Raw genomic sequence first — 21,863 nt, 5'->3', positions numbered from 1 at the left:
CCATCTCCCCGGCCCATTCCCCCTGCATGCCTACAAGACTGGCCCCGGCTCCACTCAGCCGGGGCCAAAACGCGAGATTTTCAGCAGCCTTCTAGATGAATGAGTCCGATGTCTTCAGTGGTCATAGGCGATCAGGGATCGTTTGACTGCGGCGCCGATGGTCCAGTTGTGCCAGATGCCGGCGGCGAGGGCGAGGAGTCGTTGGCCGGTGCGGGCGAATACTCCGGCCAGAGTTCTGCCGCCGTGTCCTTCCAGGCTGAGCTGGCCTTTGAGAGTGTCGATGACGGCCTCGATCCACTGGCGGACCCGGGCGATCTTCCCGTGCCGGACCGGTTCGTCCTTGCGGTCCGGCCGCACCAGATGAACCCCCAGCCGCTCGGTGCAGAAGGCTTCGAACTCCTTCCCGGCGAAGCCCTTGTCCGCGAGGATCACCTGCCCTGCGCGGACGAGGTGATGGTCGCGTTCCAGCAGCGCGGCCATCACCTCCCGCTCGCCGATCTTGGGGTTGGCCAGGCACCAGGTGACGGGCATGCCCTCGGCGGTGGTGACCAGGTAGAGCCGGAAGCCCCAGAAGAAGCGGGAGTGGCTGCGGCAGTAGCCGTATCCGCAGTGCCCTGCGAGGTCGGAGCGTTTGACGGTCTCGCGGGAGGCCGCGCAGGGCAGCGGGGTGGAGTCGATCAGCCGCAGGTCGTCGTTCCAGGTGGGCACCTGCCGGGCCAGCGCCTCGATCACCTGGCTGATCAGAGGGCCGGCTGCGTTGAGGCGCTTGTTGTAGGCCGACTGCTGCGGCAGGTAGCGAAACAGATGCCCCAGCCTGGCGTGGGCGAAGCGGATCCAGTGCCGGGCCGAGGGAAAACCGAGCAGGACCTGGGCGACTGCCAGGCACAGCAGTTCGGCGTCCGTGAGTTTCGGGGGTCGCCCGATCCGGCGACAAGGCGCCACGTGGTCGTCGATGAACACGTACAGTGCCGCCAGAAGGGCGTCCAGGTTTGTCTTCACACACTGACCAACGGGCGCCCTTCGCCATGGTCGCGACCAGCACAAACATCGGACTCATTCATCTAGCGGTGCGTCGGGCCGGGGGCCGAGGGGTTCGTGCCCCCGCCCCCCTCACCCTTCCCGTCCCCGGGGGCTCCGCCCCCGGTCTCCCACCGGGGACTGCGTCCCCTGGACCCCGCCACGGCCTGCCGACCCGTTCCCCGGCAAGCGGCCGCCGCCCGAACCCGCCCGGGGCTCCACCCCCGGCCCCCGCCGGAGACTGCGTCCGCGGACTCCCCGGGCCTGCCACCCCAGCCCGGCGAACCGCCGCCGCCCGAACCCGCCCGGGACCCCCCGCCGGGGACTGCGCCTCCACCTTGGACCCCGCCCGGGATGCCGCCCCAGCCCGCGAGCCGCCGTCCGGAACCGACCGGTGCTCCGCCGCGCCTCCAGCGGGGACCGCGTCCCCTCACCCGGCCGGGGCTGCCGCCCCGGCCCCCTGCTCAGGACTGCCACCTCCAGCCCTGAGAGCCGCCGCAACCCGGCCGCGCCCGCGTCTCCGCCCCCAGCCGCCCACGGGCAAAAGACCGGACAGGCTGATGTGCCGCCCCGGGCTCCGACTCCCGTAGTCGCCGCCGATCGGACTTGCCGGGAACGTGTCGGCGGAGTGACCGGGGCCTGAAATCGGCATTGCCCTTCGGGCTTCTTCCAGGTAATTCTGGAATTCCATTCCAGGGTAGCTCCCCGTATTCTTCTGCCCGCTCTTCTCCGACCTAAACGCAAAGATTCTGCGAACACCGTCCGAGGTAATTCGAGCAGATTTCGTGTGAGTCACCGGGGTGTGATCGACTCCACAGGACAGGCGTTTCGTCCGGTAATGTCGATACATATAGCCAGCAAACGCAGTCGATCCGCGCGCACGTACGCGCCCGCGCGATAACACATCCTCCGCCCATCCGTAACCCCACCCAGCGATGCAATTTCGAATTTCCATGGGTAAATTCAATCGGCATGACCGCCGCACAAGCAGACCTGTCAGCGGAATTCCTGGAAGTGTCGGAGGGACTACGGATCGACCGTCCGGAAGTGGCGGACGGCGCCGCTCTCTGGCGTATCGCCAAGGACTCCGAAGCCCTCGATCTGAACTCCTCCTACAGCTATCTGCTGTGGTGCCGTGACTTCGCCGGCACCTCGGCGGTGGTGCGCGCCGAGCCCGGCGGGCGGCCCGTCGGATTCCTCACCGCGTACCTGCGGCCCGAGCGCCCCCACACCCTTCTCGTGTGGCAGGTCGCCGTGGACGCCGCGTACCGCGGGCGCGGCCTCGCCGCCCGCCTGCTCGACGCGGTCGCGGCACGGGTCGCCGCCGAGCACGGCGTCACCGGCATCGAGACCACCATCACCCCGGGCAACAGCGCCTCCGAGCGGCTGTTCACCTCGTTCGCCGCCCGGCACGGCGCGACCGTCGAGCGTGAAGTGCTCTTCGAGACGCGCCAGTTCCCGGACGGACCGCACGACCCGGAGGTCCTGTACCGCATCGGGCCCTTCAAGCACACCGCCTGATCCCCTCACCCCCACCCACAGTCCGACTCCCCCTCCCCCACACACCGAGGAGCGTTTTCGTCGTGACCATCACCCAGCCGGACCTCAGCGTCTTCGAGACCCTCGAGTCGGAGGTGCGCAGCTACTGCCGCGGCTGGCCCACCGTCTTCGACCGCGCGCAGGGCAGCCGCATGTACGACGAGGACGGGCACGAGTACCTCGACTTCTTCGCCGGCGCCGGATCACTCAACTACGGCCACAACAACCCCGTACTGAAACGGGCGTTGATCGACTATCTGGAGCGGGACGGCGTCACCCACGGGCTCGACATGTCCACCGTCGCCAAGCGTTCCTTCCTGCAGACCTTCCAGGACGTGGTGCTGCGCCCGCGCGACCTGCCCTACAAGGTCATGTTCCCGGGGCCGACCGGCACCAACGCCGTCGAGTCCGCCCTGAAGCTGGCGCGCAAGGTGAAGGGACGCGAGGCCATCGTGTCCTTCACCAACGCCTTCCACGGGATGTCCCTGGGGTCGCTGGCCGTCACCGGCAACGCCTTCAAGCGCGCCGGCGCCGGCATCCCGCTGGTGCACGGCACGCCCATGCCCTTCGACAACTACTTCGACGGCACGGTCCAGGACTTCCTCTGGTTCGAGCGGCTCCTGGAGGACCAGGGATCCGGTCTCAACAAACCCGCCGCCGTGATCGTCGAGACCGTGCAGGGCGAGGGCGGCATCAACGTCGCGCGCCCCGAGTGGCTGCGCGCCCTCGCCGAGCTGTGCGAGCGGCAGGACATGCTGCTGATCGTCGACGACATCCAGATGGGCTGCGGACGCACCGGCGCCTTCTTCTCCTTCGAGGAGGCCGGGGTCGTGCCGGACATCGTCACCGTGTCCAAGTCGATCAGCGGCTACGGACTGCCGATGTCGCTGTGCCTGTTCAAGCCCGAGCTGGACGTCTGGGAGCCGGGCGAGCACAACGGCACCTTCCGCGGCAACAACCCGGCGTTCGTCACGGCCACCGCCGCTCTGGAGACCTACTGGAGCGACGGGTCCGCGATGGAGAAGCAGACCCGGGCGCGCGGCGAGCTGGTCGAGCGCGAGTTGGCCTCGATCACCGACGAGAACCGCGCCGACGTGAAGGAGTACCGCGGCCGCGGGCTCGTGTGGGGCCTGGAGTTCCACGACAAGGAGCGGGCCTCGCGGATCGCGCGCCGCGCCTTCGAGCTCGGGTTGCTCGTGGAGACCTCAGGCCCGGAGAGCGAGGTCGTCAAACTGCTGCCCGCCCTCACCATCACCCCCGACGAGCTGGACGAGGGTCTGGGCGTCCTCGCCCGCGCCGTCCGCGAAACCGCCTGAAAACCCCTGAAGAGGAGGCACACAGTACCGTGATCGTCCGTTCGTTCAAGGACATAGAAGGTACCGACCGGCATGTGAAAGCCGCGTCGGGCACCTGGGAGAGCAAGCGCATCGTCCTCGCCCGGGAGAAGGTCGGCTTCTCCCTGCACGAGACGATCCTGTACGCGGGCACCGAGACGTCGATGTGGTACGCGAACCACATCGAGGCGGTCGTGTGCGTCGAGGGCGAGGCGGAGCTGACCGACCACGAGACCGGGAAGACGTACACGATCACGCCCGGGACCATGTACCTGCTGGACGGGCACGAGCGGCACACGCTGCGCGTGAAGGAGGACTTCCGCTGCCTCTGCGTCTTCAACCCGCCCGTGACCGGCCGTGAGGACCACGACGAGAACGGCGTCTACCCCCTGCTCACCGAGGAGGTGTGAATCACCGATGACCCTGACCACCAGCACAGCCGTCACCGATCTCTATCCCAGCCGCGGCGCAACCGAGGTGGCGGTCCCCCGCCAGGACCCGGTCGTGTGGGGCGCTCCGGGTACGCCGGGGCCGATCTCGCTGACCGACCTCCAGGCGTACGAGCGCGACGGCTTCCTGGCCATCGACGAGCTGATCACCGAGGACGAGGTCGCCGTCTACCGGCAGGAGCTGGAGCGGCTCGTCACCGATCCGGACATCCGCGCCGACGAGCGGTCGATCGTGGAGCCGAAGTCGAAGGAGATCCGGTCCGTCTTCGAGGTGCACAGGATCAGCGAGGTGTTCGCGAATCTCGTGCGCGACGAGCGGGTCGTCGGACGGGCGCGGCAGATCCTCGGCTCGGACGTGTACGTCCACCAGTCGCGGATCAACGTCAAGCCGGGCTTCGGGGCCAGCGGCTTCTACTGGCACTCCGACTTCGAGACCTGGCACGCCGAGGACGGTCTGCCGAACATGCGGACGGTGTCCGTCTCGATCGCGCTGACCGAGAACTACGACACCAACGGCGGCCTGATGATCATGCCGGGGTCGCACAAGACGTTCCTCGGCTGCGCCGGCGCCACGCCGAAGGACAACTACAAGAAGTCGCTGCAGATGCAGGACTCGGGCACCCCGTCCGACGAGGCGCTGACGAAGATGGCCTCCGAGTACGGCATCAAGCTGTTCACGGGCAAGGCCGGTTCGGCGACCTGGTTCGACTGCAACTGCATGCACGGCTCGGGCGACAACATCACCCCGTTCCCGCGCAGCAACGTGTTCATCGTGTTCAACAGCGTGGAGAACGCGGCGGTGGAGCCCTTCGCGGCTCCGGTCCGGCGGCCGGAGTTCATCGGGGCGAGGGACTTCACGCCGGTGAAGTGAGCCGGACCCCGGCCGGGGGTCCGGGGGTCGCCCCCCGGAGATCGCCGCATCGGGGCGAGGGACTTCACGCCGGTGAAGTGAGCCGGACCCCGGCCGGGGGTCCGGGGGTCGCCCCCCGAAGATCACCGCATCGGGGCGAGGGACTTCACGCCGGTGAAGTGACCGCCGGGTGCCTGGAGCCCGTCGTGCGGGGGGCTCCAGGCACCCGCCGGGTCAGCCGGACAGCACGTCCAGCAGGCGATCGACGTCGGCGGGCGTGTTGTAGAGGTGGAAGGCCGCCCGCAGGTTGCCCGCGCGGTTCGAGACCTCGACGCCCGCGCGGCTCAACTCGCCCTGCCGGTGGCCGAGTCCGGGCACGGACACGATCGGTGAGCCCGGTGCGGGGACCGGTTCATGGCCGAGTGCGTCGAGGCCCTTGAGGAACCGGTCGGCGAGCCCAAGGTCGTGGGCCCGTACCCGCGCCACGCTCACCTCCTCCAGCAGCTCCAGGGAGCGGCGGGCGCCCGCGTACGAGAACAGTGCCGGGCTCTCGTCGAACCTCCGCGCGGAGCGGGCGAGTTCGGCGACCGGTCCGTAGCAGCTGTCCCAGGGCTCCTCCCCCGCGACCCAGCCGGCGAAGAGCGGGGGGAGGGAGCCGAGGTCCTCCGGGACCACCAGGAAGGCCACGCCGCGCGGGCAGAAGAGCCATTTGAAGGCGACGGCGGCGACATAGTCGTAGGCGTCCGCGTCGAGGTCCAGCCAGCCGACGGCCTGGGACGCGTCCACGTACGTACGGGCGCCGTGCTCCCGGGCCGCCGCGCCGATGGCGGACAGGTCGGCGATCCGGCCGTCGGCGGACTGCGCCGCGCTGACCGCGACGAGGGCGGTGCCGGGCCGTACGGACTCGGCGATCCGCTCCAGCGGCACGGTGCGGACCCTCAGGTCGCGGCGCATGTGGAAGGGGTTCACCACCGAGCTGAAGTCGCCCTCGGCGGTGACGACTTCGGCACCCTCGGGCAGCGAGGCGGCGATCAGCCCGGTGTAGACGGCGACCGAGGCCCCTGCCGCCACCCGGCGGTCGGGAACCCCGGTCAGCCGGGCGAAGGAGGCGCGTGCGGCCTCTACGTCGGCGAACATGTCGGTGGGCTGCCCGACGGCGGCCGACTCCACGGCGGTCCGCAGGGCCTCCACCGTCCGGGTCGGCAGCAGCCCGGTGCTCGCGGTGTTCAGGTAGGTGTTCTTCGGGGCGAACTCGGCGCGGACGAGGGTCTCGAAGGTCTCCATGGGACCACTGTGCGGCCCGTGGAAGCCCCAGTCCATCGCCTATTTGTGCGTGGTTCCATCAAGGAACCCTTATACATCCGCCTGACCTGCGGGTCCTCAGTGCTGCGGCACCGCGCAGCCATCCGGGCCGCAGGCGTCCGCGTCACCCTCGTCGATCAGCCGGAGCGGCGGGCGGTCGCCCCAGGCCTGGGTCAGCGCCTGCGCGAAGACCTCCGCGGGCTGGGCGCCGGAGACGCCGTACTTCCGGTCGAGGACGAAGAAGGGGACGCCGTTCGCACCCAGCTCGGCGGCCTCGCGCTCGTCGGCGCGCACGGCGTCGGCGTATGCGGTGGGGTCGGCGAGGACCTTGCGGGCGTCCTCGGCGGTGAGCCCCGCCTGAACGGCCAGCTCCACCAGCCGCTCGTCGCCCTCGGTGAACAGGGACCGCTCCTCGGCGAAGTTCGCCCGGTACATGATCTGGGTCAGCTCGTCCTGCTTGCCCTGCTCCTTGGCGAAGTGCAGCAGGCGGTGCATGTCGAAGGTGTTGCCGTGGTCGCGGCCCGTGGTGCGGTACTCCAGGCCCTCGGCGGCGGCCTGGGCGCCCAGGTTGTCCTCACCGGCCTGGGCCTGCGCCTCGCTCATCCCGTACTTCTCGCCCAGCACCGTGAGGACCGGCTGCACGTCGTCCTTGGCGCGGTGCGGGTCCAGCTCGAAGGAGCGGTGCACCACCTCGACCTCGTCCCGGTGCGGGAAGGCCTGGAGCGCCTTCTCGAAGCGGGCTTTTCCGACATAGCACCAGGGGCAGGCGATGTCGGACCAGATCTCCACGCGCATGTCTTCGGCTTCTCTCCAGGTCGTACGGGTACGGAGCCTCCCTCCGCAGGCTGTGTGAACGTTCAAACGCTCCGTTTCATTCCCCCGCGACACCGGGGACGGCGTACCGGAGGTGGACGTGGTGGTCGTCCTCGGCGGGCGGGTTCTCAGGGTCGGGGACCCAGCGATGGCGGGCGTAGAAGACCTGGGCGCGCCGGTTGTCCACGTGCACATCGAGGACGGCCGTCCGCTTGCCATCGGCCTGCCACTCCTCCACGCAGGCCGCGTGGAGTTCGGTGCCGATACCGCGGCGCCAGTGACCGGGGTCGACGTGGAACTGGAAGAGCTTGACCATGTCGGCGGGGGCTCCCTGCGGGGTACGGAAGGACGCGATGCCGACGAGGCGCCCGTGTTCGACTGCGCACAGCACGTGCCCGTCGGGCCGTTCGATGGCGTCCCGCCAGGCGGTGAGCCAGTCGGTGCCGTCCTGCGGCAGCCCCTGCGGGTAGTACGTCGCCCGGGCCCGCACGTGCAGATCGGCCACGGCCGGCGCCTCGGCGGGCAGGACGGTGCGGATCACCCGACTTCCGGTCACACGCTCTTCGATCATGCAACGGAGGACGTGGCAGCGGCCGGGGCGGTTCCGAGGCGGCCGAACCGGGCGCGGTGGGCGCTCGGGGGTCAGGCCCGTACGACGGACGAGGCGGCCGCGCGGCGGGGCCGGCTCGTCATGAACCGTCCCGCAGGTCCTGCGGCCAGTGCGGGCGGTACTCGATCCCGTCGTACGTCACCACGCAGCCCTCGCCCATCGGGGACTGGGCCATGAAGCCGACCAGCGCCGCGTCCGTCTCCTTCTCGTCGCCCAGCGTGAACAGCCGGACGAACGTCCACCGCTTTCCGTCCCGCGAGGCGTGGAATGCGAAGGCCCGGCCGGTACGGCTGACCCGGAGCCACACCGAACTTCCCTCCACGGCAAAGGAGTTCGCGTCGTCGGAGTGCCCGCGTGTCACCACAGTGCACACGGTGGGCACGTCCGGCGAGTACTCCAGGCACAGCTTCGCCCACGCCCGCTCGCCGACGTGGACGTAGAGCACACCGGCGTCGAAGGCCGCGGCGAAGCCGACGGTGACGCGGGCGATCAGCTGGAAGTCCCCTTCCGGCGCCCCGAGCAGTCGCGGCGCGTCGGAGGCGGCGTCCAGGGACTCACCGGTGGGCGGCACGAAACGGTCCTGCCGGGCCCCGGCCCAGCCGGTGAGCACCCCGTCCTCGTACGACCAGTGGCCTTCGGGCCCGTACGTGCGAAGGAGGAAAGGGAGTTCGGGAAGTTCGAGGTCCATTGGCAGAGTGTCCCAGGTACCGAAATGGGGGGCAGTGCTTTTCGGGGGCGTGGGGATGTGACGCCTCGCGCGGCTCGGCCGCGCGGGCGTGACCGACCGCGGAGGCGCCGCACCCCGCAACGCCCCTACGGCACAAACCGCGATGAAACGGTCACCGCTCCAGTCGGCCGTCGAACCGCCGCGGCAGACCCAGCGGGTTGTCGTCCCGCAGCTCCGGCGGGAGCAGGGCCTCCGGAGCGTTCTGGTACGCCACGGGCCGCAGCCACCGCTCGATCGCCGTACCACCGACCGAGGTGGACGTGGACGTGGTCGCCGGGTACGGACCACCGTGGTGCTGAGCGGGCGCCACCGCCACCCCGGTGGGCCAGCCGTTGACGAGCACGCGCCCGGCCAGTGGGGTCAGCTCCTGCAGGATCTCCGCGCCACGGCCCTCTCCCGCCACCTCCTCGCTCGACAGGTGCACCGTCGCTGTGAGGTTGCCGGGGAGCCGGCCCAGGACGCGCTTGGCCTCGTCCTCGTCCTCGTAGCGGGCGACGACCGTGATCGGGCCGAAGCACTCCTCGAGGAGCAGGTCGTACTCGCCCTCCGTGGTGAGCTTCTCGGCCGGGACGGTGAGGAAGCCCGCGCTCACGGTGTGCTCGCTGCCCGGGCCGGCGGTGACCGGTGACTCCACATCGGGAAGCGCCGCGCGCTCGGCGACCCCCGCGATGAAGTTGTCGCGCATGCGGTGGTCGAGCAGGACGCCGGCGTCGGTGTCGCTGACCGCCTCGGTCAGGGACTTCACCAGGCGGTCGCCCGCCGCTCCCGTGGGGGCAAGGACGAGGCCGGGCTTGACGCAGAACTGGCCGACGCCCAGCGTCATGGAGCCCGCGAGACCCGCGCCGATCGTCTCGGCGCGCTCGGCGGCGGCGGCCTCGGTGACGACCACCGGGTTGAGCGAGCCGAGTTCACCGTGGAACGGGATCGGGACGGGGCGGGCCGCCGCCGCGTCGAAGAGGGCGCGGCCGCCGCGGATGGAGCCGGTGAACCCGGCGGCGGCGACCAGCGGGTGCTTGATCAGCTCGATGCCCGCCTGGAAACCGTGGACGAGACCGAGCACGCCCTTCGGGATGTCGTGCCGCTCGGCGGCGCGGCGCAGGGCCGCCGCGACCAGTTCGGACAGGGCCGGGTGGTCGGGGTGGGCCTTGACGACGACCGGGCAGCCCGCGGCGAGCGCGCTCGCGGTGTCGCCGCCGGCCACGGAGAAGGCGAAGGGGAAGTTGGAGGCCGAGTACACGGCGACGACGCCCAGCGGGACCTTGTAGCGGCGCAGATCGGGGATCGGCGGGGTCGCCGTGTCGTCGGGGTGGTTGATCACGACGTCGAGGAAGGCGCCCTCGTCGACGATGTCCGCGAAGGCGCGCAGCTGGTAGCAGGTGCGGGCGAGCTCGCCGCTCAGCCGGACCGGACCGAGGGCGGTCTCCGCGTCCGCCGCCTCGACGAGGTGGTCCTTGGCCGCTTCCAGCTCGTCGGCGGCGGCGCGCAGGAACGCCGAGCGGACCCTTCGGTCGGCGAGGGAACCACGCGCGTCGTGGGCGGCCCGGACGGCGGCGTCCACCTCCTCAGCTGTGGCCTCCACCGCAACCTGTTCACGCTGCTTCCCGGTTCGGGGGTCGACACTCCAGACTGGTGCTGCTGCCACCGCGGATCCCTCCAGATGTCATGCCGCAGTTCATACGTCATCCATCAGGGGCGTTCGATATACTGAACGCTGTCTCTGATGATGAATATGCGGCTCGGAGACTATTTCCCGGCGAACGAAGGGGTCAAGGGCGATGTCGGCAGGCGAGACAGGCGGCGGGGCGCAGGTCAAGTCCGCGGTGCGGACGGTCGAATTGCTCGAGTACTTCGCCGGCCGCCCCGGCATGCACTCGCTGGCCTCCGTGCAGGAGGCCGTCGGATACCCCAAGTCCAGCCTGTACATGCTGCTGCGCACGCTCGTGGAGCTGGGCTGGGTGGAGACGGACGCGACGGGCACGCGGTACGGCATCGGAGTGCGGGCGCTGCTGGTCGGCACGTCGTACATCGACGGCGACGAGGTGGTGGCGGCGGCCCGCCCGACCCTGGACCGGCTGTCGGACGACACGACGGAGACGATCCACCTGGCGCGCCTGGACGGCACGAACGTGGTGTACCTGGCGACCCGCCAGTCGCAGCACTACCTGCGGCCTTTCACTCGGGTGGGGCGCCGGCTGCCCGCGCACTCGACGTCGCTGGGCAAGGCGCTGCTGAGCACGCACACGGACGAGCAGGTCCGCAAGATGCTCCCGGAGACGCTTCCGGCGCTGACCGAACACACCATCACGGACCGTGAGAAGCTGATCGAGGAGCTGCACCAGGTCCGGGAGCAGGGCTTCGCCGTGGACCGGGAGGAGAACACGCTGGGGCTGCGCTGCTTCGGGGTGGCGATCCCCTACCGCACCCCGGCCCGCGACGCGATCAGCTGCTCGGTCCCGGTGGCCCGCCTGACCCCGGCCCACGAACAGATGATCAAGGACGCCCTGTTCGACGCGAGGGACCGTCTGACGCTCGCCACCCGGAGGCTGTGAACCATGGAGGTCGTGCTCCGCGAGGTCCACGACAGCGACCTGCCGGTCTTCTACCGGCAGATGAGCGATCCCGAGGCGGTCCGGATGGCCGCCTTCACCCCGGGGGATCCTGCCGACCCGGACGTCTTCGACGCCCACTGGAAGAAGATACGGTCCTCGTCCGACGTCCTCGCCCGCACGGTCCTGGCGGACGGCGACGTGGTGGGGAGCGCGGCGGTGTACGGGGAACCGGGCGAGCGCGAGGTGACGTACTGGATCGACCGCGCGTACTGGGGGCGGGGCGTGGCGACGGCCGCGCTGCGGGGGCTGCTGGCTCACGTGCCGGAACGCCCGCTGTACGCACGGGCGGCGGCGGACAACGCGGGGTCGCTGCGCGTGCTGGAGAAGTGCGGCTTCCGCGAGACCGCACGGGCCAGGGGGTATGCGCACGCCAGGGACGAGGAGATCGACGAGGTGGTGCTGACGCTGGAGGGGTGAAGCCGGGCTGGCGCGGTCCGGCGGGGATCATGAGCGCCGGATGAGAAAAGGGGCGTTCGGGAACGGTCCGGCCCGTCCCGTTCGTCTTCCTGGCGCGATGAACAAGACGATCAGGCGCGCCTCCGTCTTCGTGCTGGCCCTGGTGTTCGCTCTGCTGGTCAGGGCCACCTGGGTGCAGTTGTACGACGGCAAGGCGCTCGCGGACGACCAGGACAACCGGCGAGGCGCGATCGAGACGTACTCGCAGCCGCTGGGGAACATCATCGTGGCCGGAAGGTCGGTCACCGGCTCGGCGCGGACGACCGGCGGCGACCTCGCGTACAAGCGCACCTACACCGACGGCAAGCTGTACGCCGCGGTGACGGGCTACGCCTCGCAGAGCTATGCCCCGACCCACTCGAAGGCGTCTACCAGGACTTGCTCGACGGCACGGATCCCCGGCTGAAGACCGCCATGGACACGATCACCAACCAGCGGGCCGAACCGGGGAACGTGGTGACGACGATCGACCCGGACGTGCAGAAGGCGGCGTACGACGCACTCGGCGGCAAGAAGGGCGCCGCCGTCGCGATCGACCCGAAGACCGGCCGCATCCTCGCTGTCGTCTCGACCCCGTCCTACGACCCGTCGTCGCTGACCGACGCCAACACCGCCGGGGCCGCCTGGAAGCAGCTGAACGCCGATCCGGACAAGCCGCTCACCAACCGCGCGCTGCGCCAGCCCCTGCCCCCGGGATCGACGTTCAAGCTGGTGGTGGCGGCGGCCGCGCTGGAGGACGGGCTCTATGCGTCGGTGGACCAGAAGACGGTCAGCCCGAACCCCTACCGGCTGCCGCTGTCGACCGACGAGCTGTCCAACGAGAACCCCTCCGCCCCCTGCGGGAACGCCTCGATCCGGGTGGCCCTGGAGTACTCGTGCAACAACGTCTTCGCGAAGATGGCCGTCGACCTGGGCCAGGACAAGGTGAAGGCGATGGCCGAGAAGTTCGGCTTCAACGACGACCAGCTGGACGTGCCGGTGCGGGCGTACACGAGCGTGTACCCCTCGAGGATGGACCAGGCGCAGACGGCCCTGTCCGGTATCGGCCAGTTCGACGTGACCGCGACCCCGCTGCAGATGGCCATGGTGTCCGCCGCCCTGGCCAACGGCGGTGAGCTGGTCAGCCCGCACACGGTGTCGCAGATCACCGACAGCGGCGGCGATGTGCTGAAGAACTACGACAACGACACGTCCACGAAGCGGATCGTCAGCTCCTCGACCGCCGCCCAGCTGGAGTCCGCCATGCAGACGGTCGTCGAGAAGGGCACGGGTACGAACGCGCAGATACCGGGCGTCACCGTGGGCGGCAAGACCGGTACCGCGCAGCACGGCGAGAACAACAGCCAGGTGCCGTACGCCTGGTTCACGGCGTACGGCAAGTCCGGCGCGACGGGCAGGGAGGTCGCGGTGGCGGTGGTGGTCGAGCAGTCGGACGCGGCACGTTCCGAGGTGAGCGGCAACGGGCTGGCGGCGCCGGTGGCCAAGGCCATGATGCAGGCGGCGCTCAAGAGTTGAGTGCTGGAAGCCCCCGACCGGCGATGCCCCGGCCGGGGGTCCGGCCCGCGGCGCAGCCGCAATCGAATGCGGCGCGCCCGGGAATCACCGCACGCCGAGGATCTGCTCCACCGGGTCGATCGCGAAGTACACCAGGAACAGCGCCGAGACACCCCACAGCAGCCAGTTGACCTCCTTGGCCTTGCCGAGGACCGTCTTGATGACGACGTACGACAGGAAGCCGGCGCCGATGCCGTCGGTGATCGAGTACGTGAACGGCATCGCGGCGATGGTGAGGAACGCCGGAATGGCGATCTCGTACCGGTCCCAGTCGATGTGCTTGACGTGCGTCATCATCAGGAAGCCGACGGCGATCAGGGCGGGCGCCGCCGCCTGGAGCGGCACGATGGTCAGCAGCGGCGTGAGGAACAGCGCGAGGCCGAACAGGCCGCCGGTGATCAGGTTGGCGAACCCGGTGCGCGCGCCCTCTCCGACGCCGGCGGCGGACTCGATGTACGCGGTGTTGGAGGAGGCGGAGCCCACGCCGCCGGTGATCGCGGCGGCGCCGTCGATGAACAGCACCCGGCCGATGCCCGGCACCTGGCCCTGCTCGTCGAGCAGCCCGGCCTCCGCGCTGATGCCGACGATGGTGCCCATGGCGTCGAAGAAGTCCGACAGAATCAGCGTGAAGATCAGCAGGACGACGGTGATGGCGCTCGTTTCGCCGAAGGCGCCGAACAGGCTGAAGTGACCGACGAGCCCGAAGTCGGGGGCCGCCACGACCTTGTCGGGGAGCTTCGGGGTGGTCAGGCCCCAGCTCTTGATGTCGGCGACGGCGTTGATGACGATCGCGACGACCGTCATGGTCACGATGCTGATCAGGATGGCGCCCTTCACCCTGCGGGCGAGCAGCGCGACGGTGAGCAGCACGCCGAGGCAGAAGACCAGGACGGGCCAGCCGGTCAGGCGTCCCACGGCGCCCAGTTGCACCGGCACGGTGGTGTTCGCGGCGTCCGGGATGCGGCTGACGAACCCGGCGTCGACGAAGCCGATGAACGCGATGAACAGACCGATGCCGACGCCGATGGCCTGCTTCATCTGTTGCGGGATCGCGTTCATGATCGCTTCCCGCAGTCCGGTGAGCACCAGGACGCAGATCAGGACGCCCTCGATGACGACGAGGCCCATGGCGTCGGCCCAGCTCATCAGGGGGGCGAGTTGGAAGGCGACGACGGCGTTGAGACCGAGGCCGGCGGCGATGGCGAGCGGCAGGTTGCCGCCGACACCCATGATGATCGTCATCACACAGGCCACCAGCGCGGTGGCCGTGACCAGTTGGCCGGTGTCCAGTTGGTGGCCGAACTTGTCCTTGGCGCTGCCCAGGATGATCGGATTCAGGACAAGGATGTAGGCCATCGTGAAGAACGTGGCGAAGCCGCCGCGTATCTCACGACCGAAGGTGGAGCCCCGTTCGGAGATCCGGAAGAACCGGTCGAGGCCGTTGGTCGCCGGGGGCGCGGCACTTGACCGGCCGGCCACCTTCTGTGTGTCGGGCATGGCAGGACTCCTTGTTGCCTGTTGAACCAGTGCGGGATGCTGGCTGGATTGTTCCCGTGGTGAACCCGTTTCAGGTTTTCTCCGTGTTACGGAATCGGAGAGTTCGGCCTGCCATACAACGTTCGAAGCTCCGTACGAACGCTGCTACGCTTCCGGATCTCGTCCCGTACCGCACTCCGGACGTCCACATGGCACTTGCACCACATACACAGGTGCCCTCAGAGGTGCCGGAGCCGCAGCGAGGAGAGGTCGCCCGTGGGCACTGTCGTCGACGACGCCGCCTCCGTGGAGTTCCACGCCTTCTTCGAGCGGCACTACGCCGAACTCGCCCGGCTCGCCCAGCTGCTGACCGGTGAGGCGGACGCCGCCGACGACCTGGCGGCCGACGCGCTGCTCGCGCTGTGGCACCGCTGGGACCGGGTGCGCGCCGCCGGCCACCCGGTGGCGTACGCGCGCGGGGTGGTCGCCAACCTGGCCCGCACCCGGATCCGCAGCGCGGTGCGCGAACGCCGCCGGATCACCCTCTTCTGGTCCCAGCGCGAGGAGAAGGCCGAGAACCCGGACGTCCCGGCGGTCGTCGACGTCCAGGAGGCCCTGCGCCGCCTGCCGTTCCGCAAACGGGCGTGCGTGGTGCTGCGGCACGCCTTCGACCTCTCCGAGAAGGACACGGCGCTCGCGCTGGGCATCTCGGTGGGTACGGTGAAGAGCCAGACGTCGAAGGGTATGGCCGAATTGCAGCGGCTCCTGGGCACCGTCGAGGCCCCTCGGCGCGTTCACGCCGCGGTGGTGCGCACTGGAGGAAGGGACCGATGACTACGCCGCGGGACGTGCACGACGAGCTGCGCGCCAGGCTGCACGCGGCGGCCGAGACGCACGAGCCCGACCGCGCGCGCATCCTGGCCCGCGTCGAGCGCGGCATGGCCGCGCCGTTCCGTCCGAGCCGCCGGGCGACGCGTCCGCCGCTGTGGGGCTGGGTGCGGGTCGTGGGCGCCACGGCCGGGGTCGCGGGCGTCCTCGCGTTGGGCGGCTACGCGGTCGCCTCGGCGGTCAAGGACGACACCCCCGCCCAGCAGACGGTCGCCGTCTCGCCCACGCCGACCCCGTCCCCGGCCGCGACGAGCCGCGCACCGGGCCGACCCCGGGCAAGGGCGCGTCCCACGCCCCGGGCAGGCAGAGCCCTTCGGCATCGGCGTCCCCGAACGCCCCCGCGACCGCCACCACCCCGCCGGGCGCCTCCGGCGTCCAGGACGGTCCGCTGTGGTCGGACGGCTCGGTGGACCCGCACAGCAACGACTTCTGGGCACAGAGCAACCTGACCCTGAAGACCAGCGAGCTGCTCACCTCGCTCACCGTCGAGTTGAAGGTCGCGCAGACCGGCGGGGTGTCCTCGACGGGCTCCTGGCGGTCGCTTCCGGAGCAGGACTTCACCTTCACGGTCGCCGAGAAGGACGGCTTCCTCGTCTACACCTGGGTGCTCGAACAGGGCCGTACGGTCCCGGCGGGCCAGTGGGTGTTCGCGGGGCAGTACGACCACGACCGCGGCGGCCGGGACGCCGGGGGCGACAGCTACACGATGACGGCGACGGCGGGTGGTGAACACCTCGCGGTGAAGGGCGACTTCGCCGCGCACGGCGACGGCGCCGACGGCGACTCGTAAGAAGCGGCGACCAGGAGGCGCACGAGAGCGCCCCGCCGGTTCCGGTCGGCGAGGGCTGTCCCTGGTCGCCGCCGTGGCCCGAGAGGGTTGCCGGGCTGTGGCTCGGCGAGGGCGCGACCATCACCCCGCCCTCCGGTACCCGCCTGACTTCCGCACCCCGCAGACGTACAGCGTCACGGCCGCCGACGGCACGAAGCGCACCTGGACGGTGGAGGCGGTGCCGACCCGCAGCCCGGTCCTGCCCGGCCTGAACGCCGACCCCGACGTCGCCTACCTGGACGGCCAGTACTGGATCTACCCGACGACCGACGGCTACAACGGCTGGAGCGGCACCAGCTTCAAGGCGTACTCGTCGAAGGACCTGGTCCACTGGAAGGACCACGGCGTCATCCTGGACCTCGGCCCGGACGTGACGTGGGCGGACGAGTACGCCTGGGCGCCGGCGATCGCCGAGAAGAACGACAAGTACTACTTCTACTTCTGCGCCGAGCAGCAGATCGGCGTGGCGGTGGCCGACTGGCCCGCGGGCCCGTTCAAGGACGCGCTGGGCAAGCCGCTGGTCGCCAAGGGCGGGAGCCTGAAGGGCCAGATGATCGACCCGGCGGTCTTCACCGGCGACGACGGCCAGTCGTATCTGTACTGGGGCAACGGCCACGCGTACGTCGTCCCGCTAAACGCGGACATGACGTCGTACGACGCCTCCAAGGTGAAGGACATCACCACGGACGACTTCCGTGAGGGGTCCTTCGTGATCAAGCGCAACGGCACGTATTACTTCATGTGGTCCGAGGACGACACCCGCAGCGAGAACTACCACGTCGCCTACGCCACCGGCCCGTCCCCGCTCGGCCCGTGGACCAAGCGGGGCACCATCCTGTCCAAGCGCCCCGAGTACGGCATCCTCGGCACCGGGCACCACTCCGTGGTGAACGTGCCCGGCACCGACGACTGGTACATCGTCTACCACCGGTTCGCGCTGAACGGCCCCGGGAAGCCGGGCGGGGACGGCATGCACCGGGAGACGACCGTCGACCGCATGGAGTTCGCGGCCGACGGCACGATCCTTCCGGTGGTCCCGACCCTGCGGTCGGTCCCGCCGGTGCGGGCTAGCTGACGAAGTACGTCGGGTTGGGCAGCTTGTACGTCCGGTCGGCGTAGCCGCCGTCGAGGTCGGAGTACTGGTCGCCGAAGTTGGCGACGATGTCGTACCCCAGGTCCTCGATGTGCTTGCGGGTGCCGGACTTGTACTGGACGGTGCTGCACTTCCAGGCACCCGGGGTGGCGCAGCCGCCCAGGTAGGACGGCGGGTTGGCCGCGTCCTTGAGGAACATGTGGTCGGCGTCGAGGTTCACATCGGCGCCGACCTTCTTCAGGTTCTCGACGGCGGCCGAGCGCTGCGCCTCGCTCAGCCCCGAGTTGTAGAAGACCTCGACGCCCTTGGACGCGGCGTACCGGACGAGTTCGGGGCTGCCGAAGACCGCGGGACGGTCGGCCTTGTTCACGTACGCGGCCCAGGTCGCCGAGTTGTACGTGTAGTTGTAGCGCTTCTCGTAGTCGAGGCTGAGCAGCAGCGTGTCGTCGATGTCGAAGACGACGGCCGGCTTCTCGCCCCGGTGGTGCGCCTTGCGGGCGGCCTTGTCGATGTACCGCCGGGCGTCCGCGTCGATGCGCGCCAGGTCCTTGGCGTACGGGCTCTGCGGGGACGCCTGGTAGACACCGTCGGCGTCGGCCGTGGTGCCGTAGTAGGTGTCGATGTCCTTCACGAGGAGCCCGATGTTGTAGGGCTCGTGGGTGGAGTTCGCCGTCGACTGACCGGCGGTGGCCGCGCCGGCGCCGTAGAGGGCCCCGCCGGCGACGGCACAGGCGGCGACGAGGGCCGCGATACGAAGTGGCTTATGCATGACAAGTTTTCTACGCGCGTCACCACCCTGAGCGCGAGGCCCGTTGCCCGATCGATATCTTCCCGACCGGCCAACGGGCCCAAGACGGTGCCCCTCCCGGGTCAGTTCATGGTCGCGCCGATGGTGGTGCCGTGGTCAGGAACGTGGTGTCGGGCAGGGAGCCGTCGGACTTGCGGGCGTTGTACGTGGTCGACGCGTCCGCCAGGGGGTCCAGTCGCCGAGGTACGCCTCGCGGGTGGCCGACCGGGCCTCCGTGTCGGTGAGCTGGGGCCGGTTGACGGGGACGCTGATCGCGGCGCCGGGTCCCGTGTTGCGGTACTCCGCGAACCGCTGGTTCTGCCATGGGTAGGAGTCGGACATGTTGGCGTACGGCGCTACCGCGTCGATGCCGGCGCCGAGGTGGGTGTCCCGTACGGTCAGCATCGGGCGGGCGGTGGGGTCGGAGCCGGGCACCCACGGACGCGCGAGTTTGTAGTAGGCGTCCGGGGCCTCGCTGCTGATCCGGCTCCTCATGACCAGGTAGCCGCGCGGGTTGGCGAGCGCGGTCGACGGGGTGAAGACGAAGCCGAAGGGGGCGGCGGCCAGGTCCGTCCGGTTCAGGGTGCGGAAGTGACAGGCCTCGAAGACGGCGGTGGCCCGGCCGAAGACGAAGTCGACGTCGCCCTCGACGTAGCAGTCCCGGTAGTACTGCCGGGCGAAGGTGCCGAGCGCCGTCGAGTCGGCGTACAGCGTGTCCTGGTGGCCGAGGAACCGGCACCGCTCGAAGGCGCTGCGGTCGCCCTGCACCTTGATGGCGACGGCCTGCGTGCCGGTGATCTCGGGGTGCTCGGCGCGCAGGAAGTCGTTGGCGAAGGTGAGGTGGCGGGCGGTGAACCCGTCGGCCTGCACGGTGGTGGTGCCGAGCCGGTGGTGCCGTAGGTGCCGCCGCCGGGCTTGGGCGTCCCGTTGGCGTTGTCGTACACGACCACCGCGTCCCGGGCGTTCCCGGAGGCGCCGATCCAGGTCATGCCGGTGCGGGTGGCGTCCACGACGGCCGTCTCCCGGTACGTCCCCGGCGCGATGGCCAGCGTGAACCCGGCGCCGTTCGCCGCCGTGACGGCGGCCTGCACGCTGGTGAAGTCCCCGGCGCCGCCCGGGTGGACGTGCAGGGTCTTCCCGGTGAGGCGGGCGGACGGCGAGCCGTAGGGCCCGAACGCGGAGTCCGCCCGGGCGGGGCCCACGCGGCCGAGCGTCACGGCGGCGCCGGCGCTCGCGGCGAGGAAGGCTCTGCGTCCCACGGTGGCCGCCACGGTCAGCAGACCTTTCCCGCACCCGCGCGGTGGTCGACGATCCCCGGAACCGCCCGGGCCGGGTCGACCTTGGTGCGCAGGGTCGGCGTCCAGCCGGCACCCGACTGCAGCGTCTCGCCGGGCATCTCCGCGTTGTGCACGGCGATCAGGTCGGTGAGCGTGCCGTTGATGTAGTTGTCGGCGGCGGTGACCGGCGCCTCCTTCCACTTCTTCAGGATCTTCCCGGCGCCGGCCCCGTCCGGCAGCGTGAACGCGTTGTGTTCGGCGACGAGCTGGGACTCCATGCCGATGCCGTAGCTGTAGGAGTAGCCGTCGCCCGCGACGAAGTGGTTGTTGTAGGAGTCGACCTGCCCGAAGCGGACGCGCGGTGCGCGCTCGACCAGGTTCGAGAACAGGTTGTGGTGGAAGGTGACCTTCAGGTGGCCCCGGTCGACGGCGGCGGTGGAGGCGCTGTCGCTGTTGCCGATGAGGATCGTCTTGTCGTGGTCGGCGAAGACGTTCCAGGAGCGGTCACGTAGTCGGCGCCCTTGACGATGTCCAGTTCGCCGTCGTGCTGCTCGTAGATCCGGCCGTAGTAGTACGGCAGCGTGCTGTCCGGGTGACGGCGATGAGGCCGGGCCGCAGCAGCGGCAGGACGACGATCCGGAAGGCGGCGAAGCGGTCGCAGCCGTCCACCCAGGCGGCCTCCTCCAGCGAGGGCGGCACGTTCCTGATGAAGCCGCTGATCAGAATCATCGACAGCGGCAGCTGGAATACGGTCTCGGCGATGATGACGCTGCCCAGCGAGTTGATCATCCGCAGGTCGGCGAAGATCTGGAAGAGCGGGACCAGCAGCAGCGCGCCCGGCACGAACTGCGAGCAGAGGAGGGCGAGGATGAAGGCGCGCTTGGCGCGGAAGTCGAACCGGGCGAGCGCGTAGCCGCCGGCCAGCGCCACCACCGTCGTCATCACGAGGGTCGCGACGCCGACGAGCACGCCACACCTTCTCGAAGTGGTCGAAGGTGACCGGCCAGGTAAGCAGCGAGGTGGAGCCGGCCGGGCGCAGGGCGAAGAGCAGGATCCAGTACAAGGGGACGAGGGTGAAGAGCAGGTAGAGGGACAGGGGCAGGTAGATCTGCCGGCGCGGGACCTCGTCCCAGGCGCGGTGCCCGCCCTTCGGACGGGCCGGCTCGGACACCACGCTGTCGGGTGCGGCCGCGATCTCGGTGATCACTTGCCCTCACCTCCGAACTTGCTCAGCCGCAGATAGACCATCGAGAAGAAGAGCAGGATCACGAACGCCACCGTGGTCAGTGCCGAGGCGTAGCCGAAGTTGTGGGCGTCCACGTTGGTGTTGGCGATGTAGAGCGGGAGCGTGGTGGTCTCACCGGCCGGACCGCCGCCGGTGAGGGTGTAGAGCAGGTCGACGTTGTTGAACTCCCACACCGCGCGCAGCAGCGTGGACAGCACGATGGCGTCCTTCAGATGCGGCAGCGTGATGTGCCGGAACTGCTTGGAGCGGCTCGCCCCGTCGACCTCGGCGGCCTCGTACAGGTCCTTCGAGACGGACTGGAGGTCGGCGAGGATGAGGATCGCGAAGAAGGGGACGCCGCGCCACAGGTCGGCGACGACCGCCGCCGGGAAGACGGTGGAGGTGTCCGACAGCCAGCTCGTGCCGTAGGAGCCGATGCCCATGTCGGCGAGGTAACGGGTGATGCCGGTCTGGGAGTTGTAGAGCAGCACCCAGATCGCGGAGGTCAGCACCCCGGAGACGGCCCACGGGGAGAACACCAGCGCCCGGCCGAGCGCCCGGCCCACGAAGGTCTGGTTGACGATGAGGGCGAGGGCCAGACCGAACAGCAGCTGCAGCCCGACCTCGACGAAGACCCACTTGGCGCTGAACGTCAGCGTGTGCCAGAACTGCGGGTCCTCGGTGAAGGCCTGGACGAAGTTGTCGAAGCCCGCGTAGCCGTTCCGCCACGGCTTGGTGGGGTTGTAGTTCTGCAGGTAGAAGACGCTGAGGACCGGGTAGGCGATGAAGCCCAGCATCAGCAGGGCCGCCGGGGCGATCAGCAGGTACGGGAGCCTGCGCGGCGTGGCGGAGGCACGGCGCCGCCGGGGTGGCGCGGGCGGTTTCGCCACGGCCGCGGCTTGGGCCATGACTGTTCTCCGTTCGCAATGGGGCGTTTACAGCGGGCACGGGAAGCGCTTGCTACGTACACATGGTTGAAGCGCTTCGACAGGCGGTACCGGGGTGGGTACCCCGGGACCTGCGGTGGT

Annotated in this window: 16 protein-coding genes and 6 pseudogenes; 10 read left to right on the top strand and 12 right to left on the bottom strand. The window is 69.9% G+C overall.

What is annotated here, in order from left to right:
- Positions 1-114: 114 nt before the first annotated feature.
- Entirely contained in the window at positions 115-999 is an 885-nt protein-coding gene (locus tag AB0N14_RS35330) for an IS982 family transposase (protein ID WP_366029787.1), read from the bottom strand.
- A 990-nt stretch (positions 1,000-1,989) separates the two neighbouring features.
- Between AB0N14_RS35330 and ectA the strand changes: the two genes are divergently transcribed.
- The 4 genes from ectA (at position 1,990) to thpD (ending at position 5,210) form a co-directional block, all read left to right on the top strand.
- Positions 1,990-2,538: a diaminobutyrate acetyltransferase gene (ectA, locus tag AB0N14_RS35325; protein ID WP_366029786.1), complete on the top strand. Its 549-nt coding sequence runs from the start codon at positions 1,990-1,992 to the stop codon at positions 2,536-2,538.
- A gap of 62 nt (positions 2,539-2,600) precedes the next feature.
- Positions 2,601-3,872, top strand: coding sequence for a diaminobutyrate--2-oxoglutarate transaminase (gene ectB, locus AB0N14_RS35320; RefSeq protein ID WP_366029785.1), 1,272 nt, complete (start codon positions 2,601-2,603; stop codon positions 3,870-3,872).
- Positions 3,873-3,901: 29 nt separating this feature from the next.
- The gene (locus AB0N14_RS35315; protein WP_103844648.1) at positions 3,902-4,300 is read left to right on the top strand and encodes an ectoine synthase; all 399 of its coding nucleotides are present in this window, start codon (positions 3,902-3,904) and stop codon (positions 4,298-4,300) included.
- Between the two features lie 7 nt (positions 4,301-4,307).
- Complete coding sequence (gene thpD / locus AB0N14_RS35310) at positions 4,308-5,210, top strand: ectoine hydroxylase (protein WP_366029784.1); 903 nt, start codon at positions 4,308-4,310, stop codon at positions 5,208-5,210.
- 213 nt (positions 5,211-5,423) lie between these two features.
- On the opposite strand, the gene AB0N14_RS35305 is transcribed toward thpD, so the two are convergent.
- The 5 genes from AB0N14_RS35305 to AB0N14_RS35285 all read right to left on the bottom strand — a co-directional run bounded on the left by AB0N14_RS35305 (position 5,424) and on the right by AB0N14_RS35285 (position 10,283).
- A complete protein-coding gene (locus AB0N14_RS35305) occupies positions 5,424-6,509 on the bottom strand; it encodes an aminotransferase class V-fold PLP-dependent enzyme (protein ID WP_366029783.1) in 1,086 nt (361 codons plus the stop codon).
- A 60-nt stretch (positions 6,510-6,569) separates the two neighbouring features.
- Positions 6,570-7,286 (bottom strand): DsbA family oxidoreductase, encoded by a 717-nt coding sequence (locus AB0N14_RS35300; RefSeq protein WP_366029782.1) that lies wholly within the window; start codon positions 7,284-7,286, stop codon positions 6,570-6,572.
- Positions 7,287-7,362: 76 nt separating this feature from the next.
- Positions 7,363-7,875 carry a GNAT family N-acetyltransferase gene (locus tag AB0N14_RS35295; RefSeq protein WP_366029781.1) on the bottom strand — a complete coding sequence of 171 codons (513 nt, stop codon included), beginning with the start codon at positions 7,873-7,875 and terminating at the stop codon, positions 7,363-7,365.
- A gap of 118 nt (positions 7,876-7,993) precedes the next feature.
- Entirely contained in the window at positions 7,994-8,602 is a 609-nt protein-coding gene (locus tag AB0N14_RS35290) for a DUF1349 domain-containing protein (protein WP_366029780.1), read from the bottom strand.
- A gap of 151 nt (positions 8,603-8,753) precedes the next feature.
- Positions 8,754-10,283, bottom strand: a complete 1,530-nt coding sequence (locus tag AB0N14_RS35285; protein WP_366029779.1) for an aldehyde dehydrogenase (NADP(+)) — start codon at positions 10,281-10,283, stop codon at positions 8,754-8,756.
- A 133-nt stretch (positions 10,284-10,416) separates the two neighbouring features.
- Here AB0N14_RS35285 and AB0N14_RS35280 point away from each other — a divergent pair, with 133 nt between their 5' ends.
- From AB0N14_RS35280 to AB0N14_RS35270, 3 genes and pseudogenes are all read left to right on the top strand, one after another.
- The gene (locus tag AB0N14_RS35280) at positions 10,417-11,190 is read left to right on the top strand and encodes an IclR family transcriptional regulator (protein ID WP_366029778.1); all 774 of its coding nucleotides are present in this window, start codon (positions 10,417-10,419) and stop codon (positions 11,188-11,190) included.
- Positions 11,191-11,193: 3 nt separating this feature from the next.
- Positions 11,194-11,667, top strand: a complete 474-nt coding sequence (locus AB0N14_RS35275) for a GNAT family N-acetyltransferase (protein WP_366029777.1) — start codon at positions 11,194-11,196, stop codon at positions 11,665-11,667.
- A gap of 97 nt (positions 11,668-11,764) precedes the next feature.
- A pseudogene (locus tag AB0N14_RS35270) lies at positions 11,765-13,221 on the top strand (penicillin-binding transpeptidase domain-containing protein).
- Between the two features lie 84 nt (positions 13,222-13,305).
- On the opposite strand, the gene AB0N14_RS35265 reads toward AB0N14_RS35270, so the two are convergent.
- Positions 13,306-14,757 (bottom strand): NCS2 family permease, encoded by a 1,452-nt coding sequence (locus tag AB0N14_RS35265; RefSeq protein ID WP_366029776.1) that lies wholly within the window; start codon positions 14,755-14,757, stop codon positions 13,306-13,308.
- Between the two features lie 255 nt (positions 14,758-15,012).
- Between AB0N14_RS35265 and AB0N14_RS35260 the strand changes: the two genes are divergently transcribed.
- The 3 genes and pseudogenes from AB0N14_RS35260 to AB0N14_RS35250 form a co-directional block, all read left to right on the top strand.
- On the top strand, positions 15,013-15,570 hold the full coding sequence (locus tag AB0N14_RS35260) for a SigE family RNA polymerase sigma factor (protein ID WP_366029775.1): 558 nt from the start codon (positions 15,013-15,015) through the stop codon (positions 15,568-15,570).
- Positions 15,567-16,414 (top strand): annotated as a pseudogene (locus tag AB0N14_RS35255) (hypothetical protein). Before AB0N14_RS35260 ends, AB0N14_RS35255 begins: the two are co-directional and overlap by 4 nt.
- Before the next feature lie 95 nt (positions 16,415-16,509).
- Positions 16,510-17,528, top strand: a pseudogene (locus AB0N14_RS35250) (family 43 glycosylhydrolase); the annotation flags it as partial.
- Here the strand turns inward: AB0N14_RS35250 and AB0N14_RS35245 are convergent.
- The 5 genes and pseudogenes from AB0N14_RS35245 to AB0N14_RS35225 form a co-directional block, all read right to left on the bottom strand.
- A complete protein-coding gene (locus AB0N14_RS35245; protein WP_366029774.1) occupies positions 17,521-18,315 on the bottom strand; it encodes an HAD family acid phosphatase in 795 nt (264 codons plus the stop codon). The pseudogene AB0N14_RS35250 and the gene AB0N14_RS35245 overlap by 8 nt on opposite strands.
- A 135-nt stretch (positions 18,316-18,450) precedes the next feature.
- A pseudogene (locus tag AB0N14_RS35240) lies at positions 18,451-19,604 on the bottom strand (pectinesterase family protein).
- 2 nt (positions 19,605-19,606) lie between these two features.
- Positions 19,607-20,205, bottom strand: a pseudogene (locus tag AB0N14_RS35235) (pectate lyase); the annotation flags it as partial.
- A pseudogene (locus AB0N14_RS35230) lies at positions 20,205-20,805 on the bottom strand (carbohydrate ABC transporter permease); the annotation flags it as partial. The pseudogenes AB0N14_RS35230 and AB0N14_RS35235, both read right to left, overlap by 1 nt.
- An 8-nt stretch (positions 20,806-20,813) precedes the next feature.
- On the bottom strand, positions 20,814-21,743 hold the full coding sequence (locus AB0N14_RS35225; protein ID WP_366029773.1) for a sugar ABC transporter permease: 930 nt from the start codon (positions 21,741-21,743) through the stop codon (positions 20,814-20,816).
- Positions 21,744-21,863 lie beyond the last annotated feature (120 nt).

It is taken from the genome of Streptomyces sp. NPDC051104, assembly GCF_040682835.1.
Lineage (GTDB): Bacteria > Actinomycetota > Actinomycetes > Streptomycetales > Streptomycetaceae > Streptomyces > Streptomyces cynarae.
This window is presented reverse-complemented; position numbering and strand designations above follow the sequence as displayed.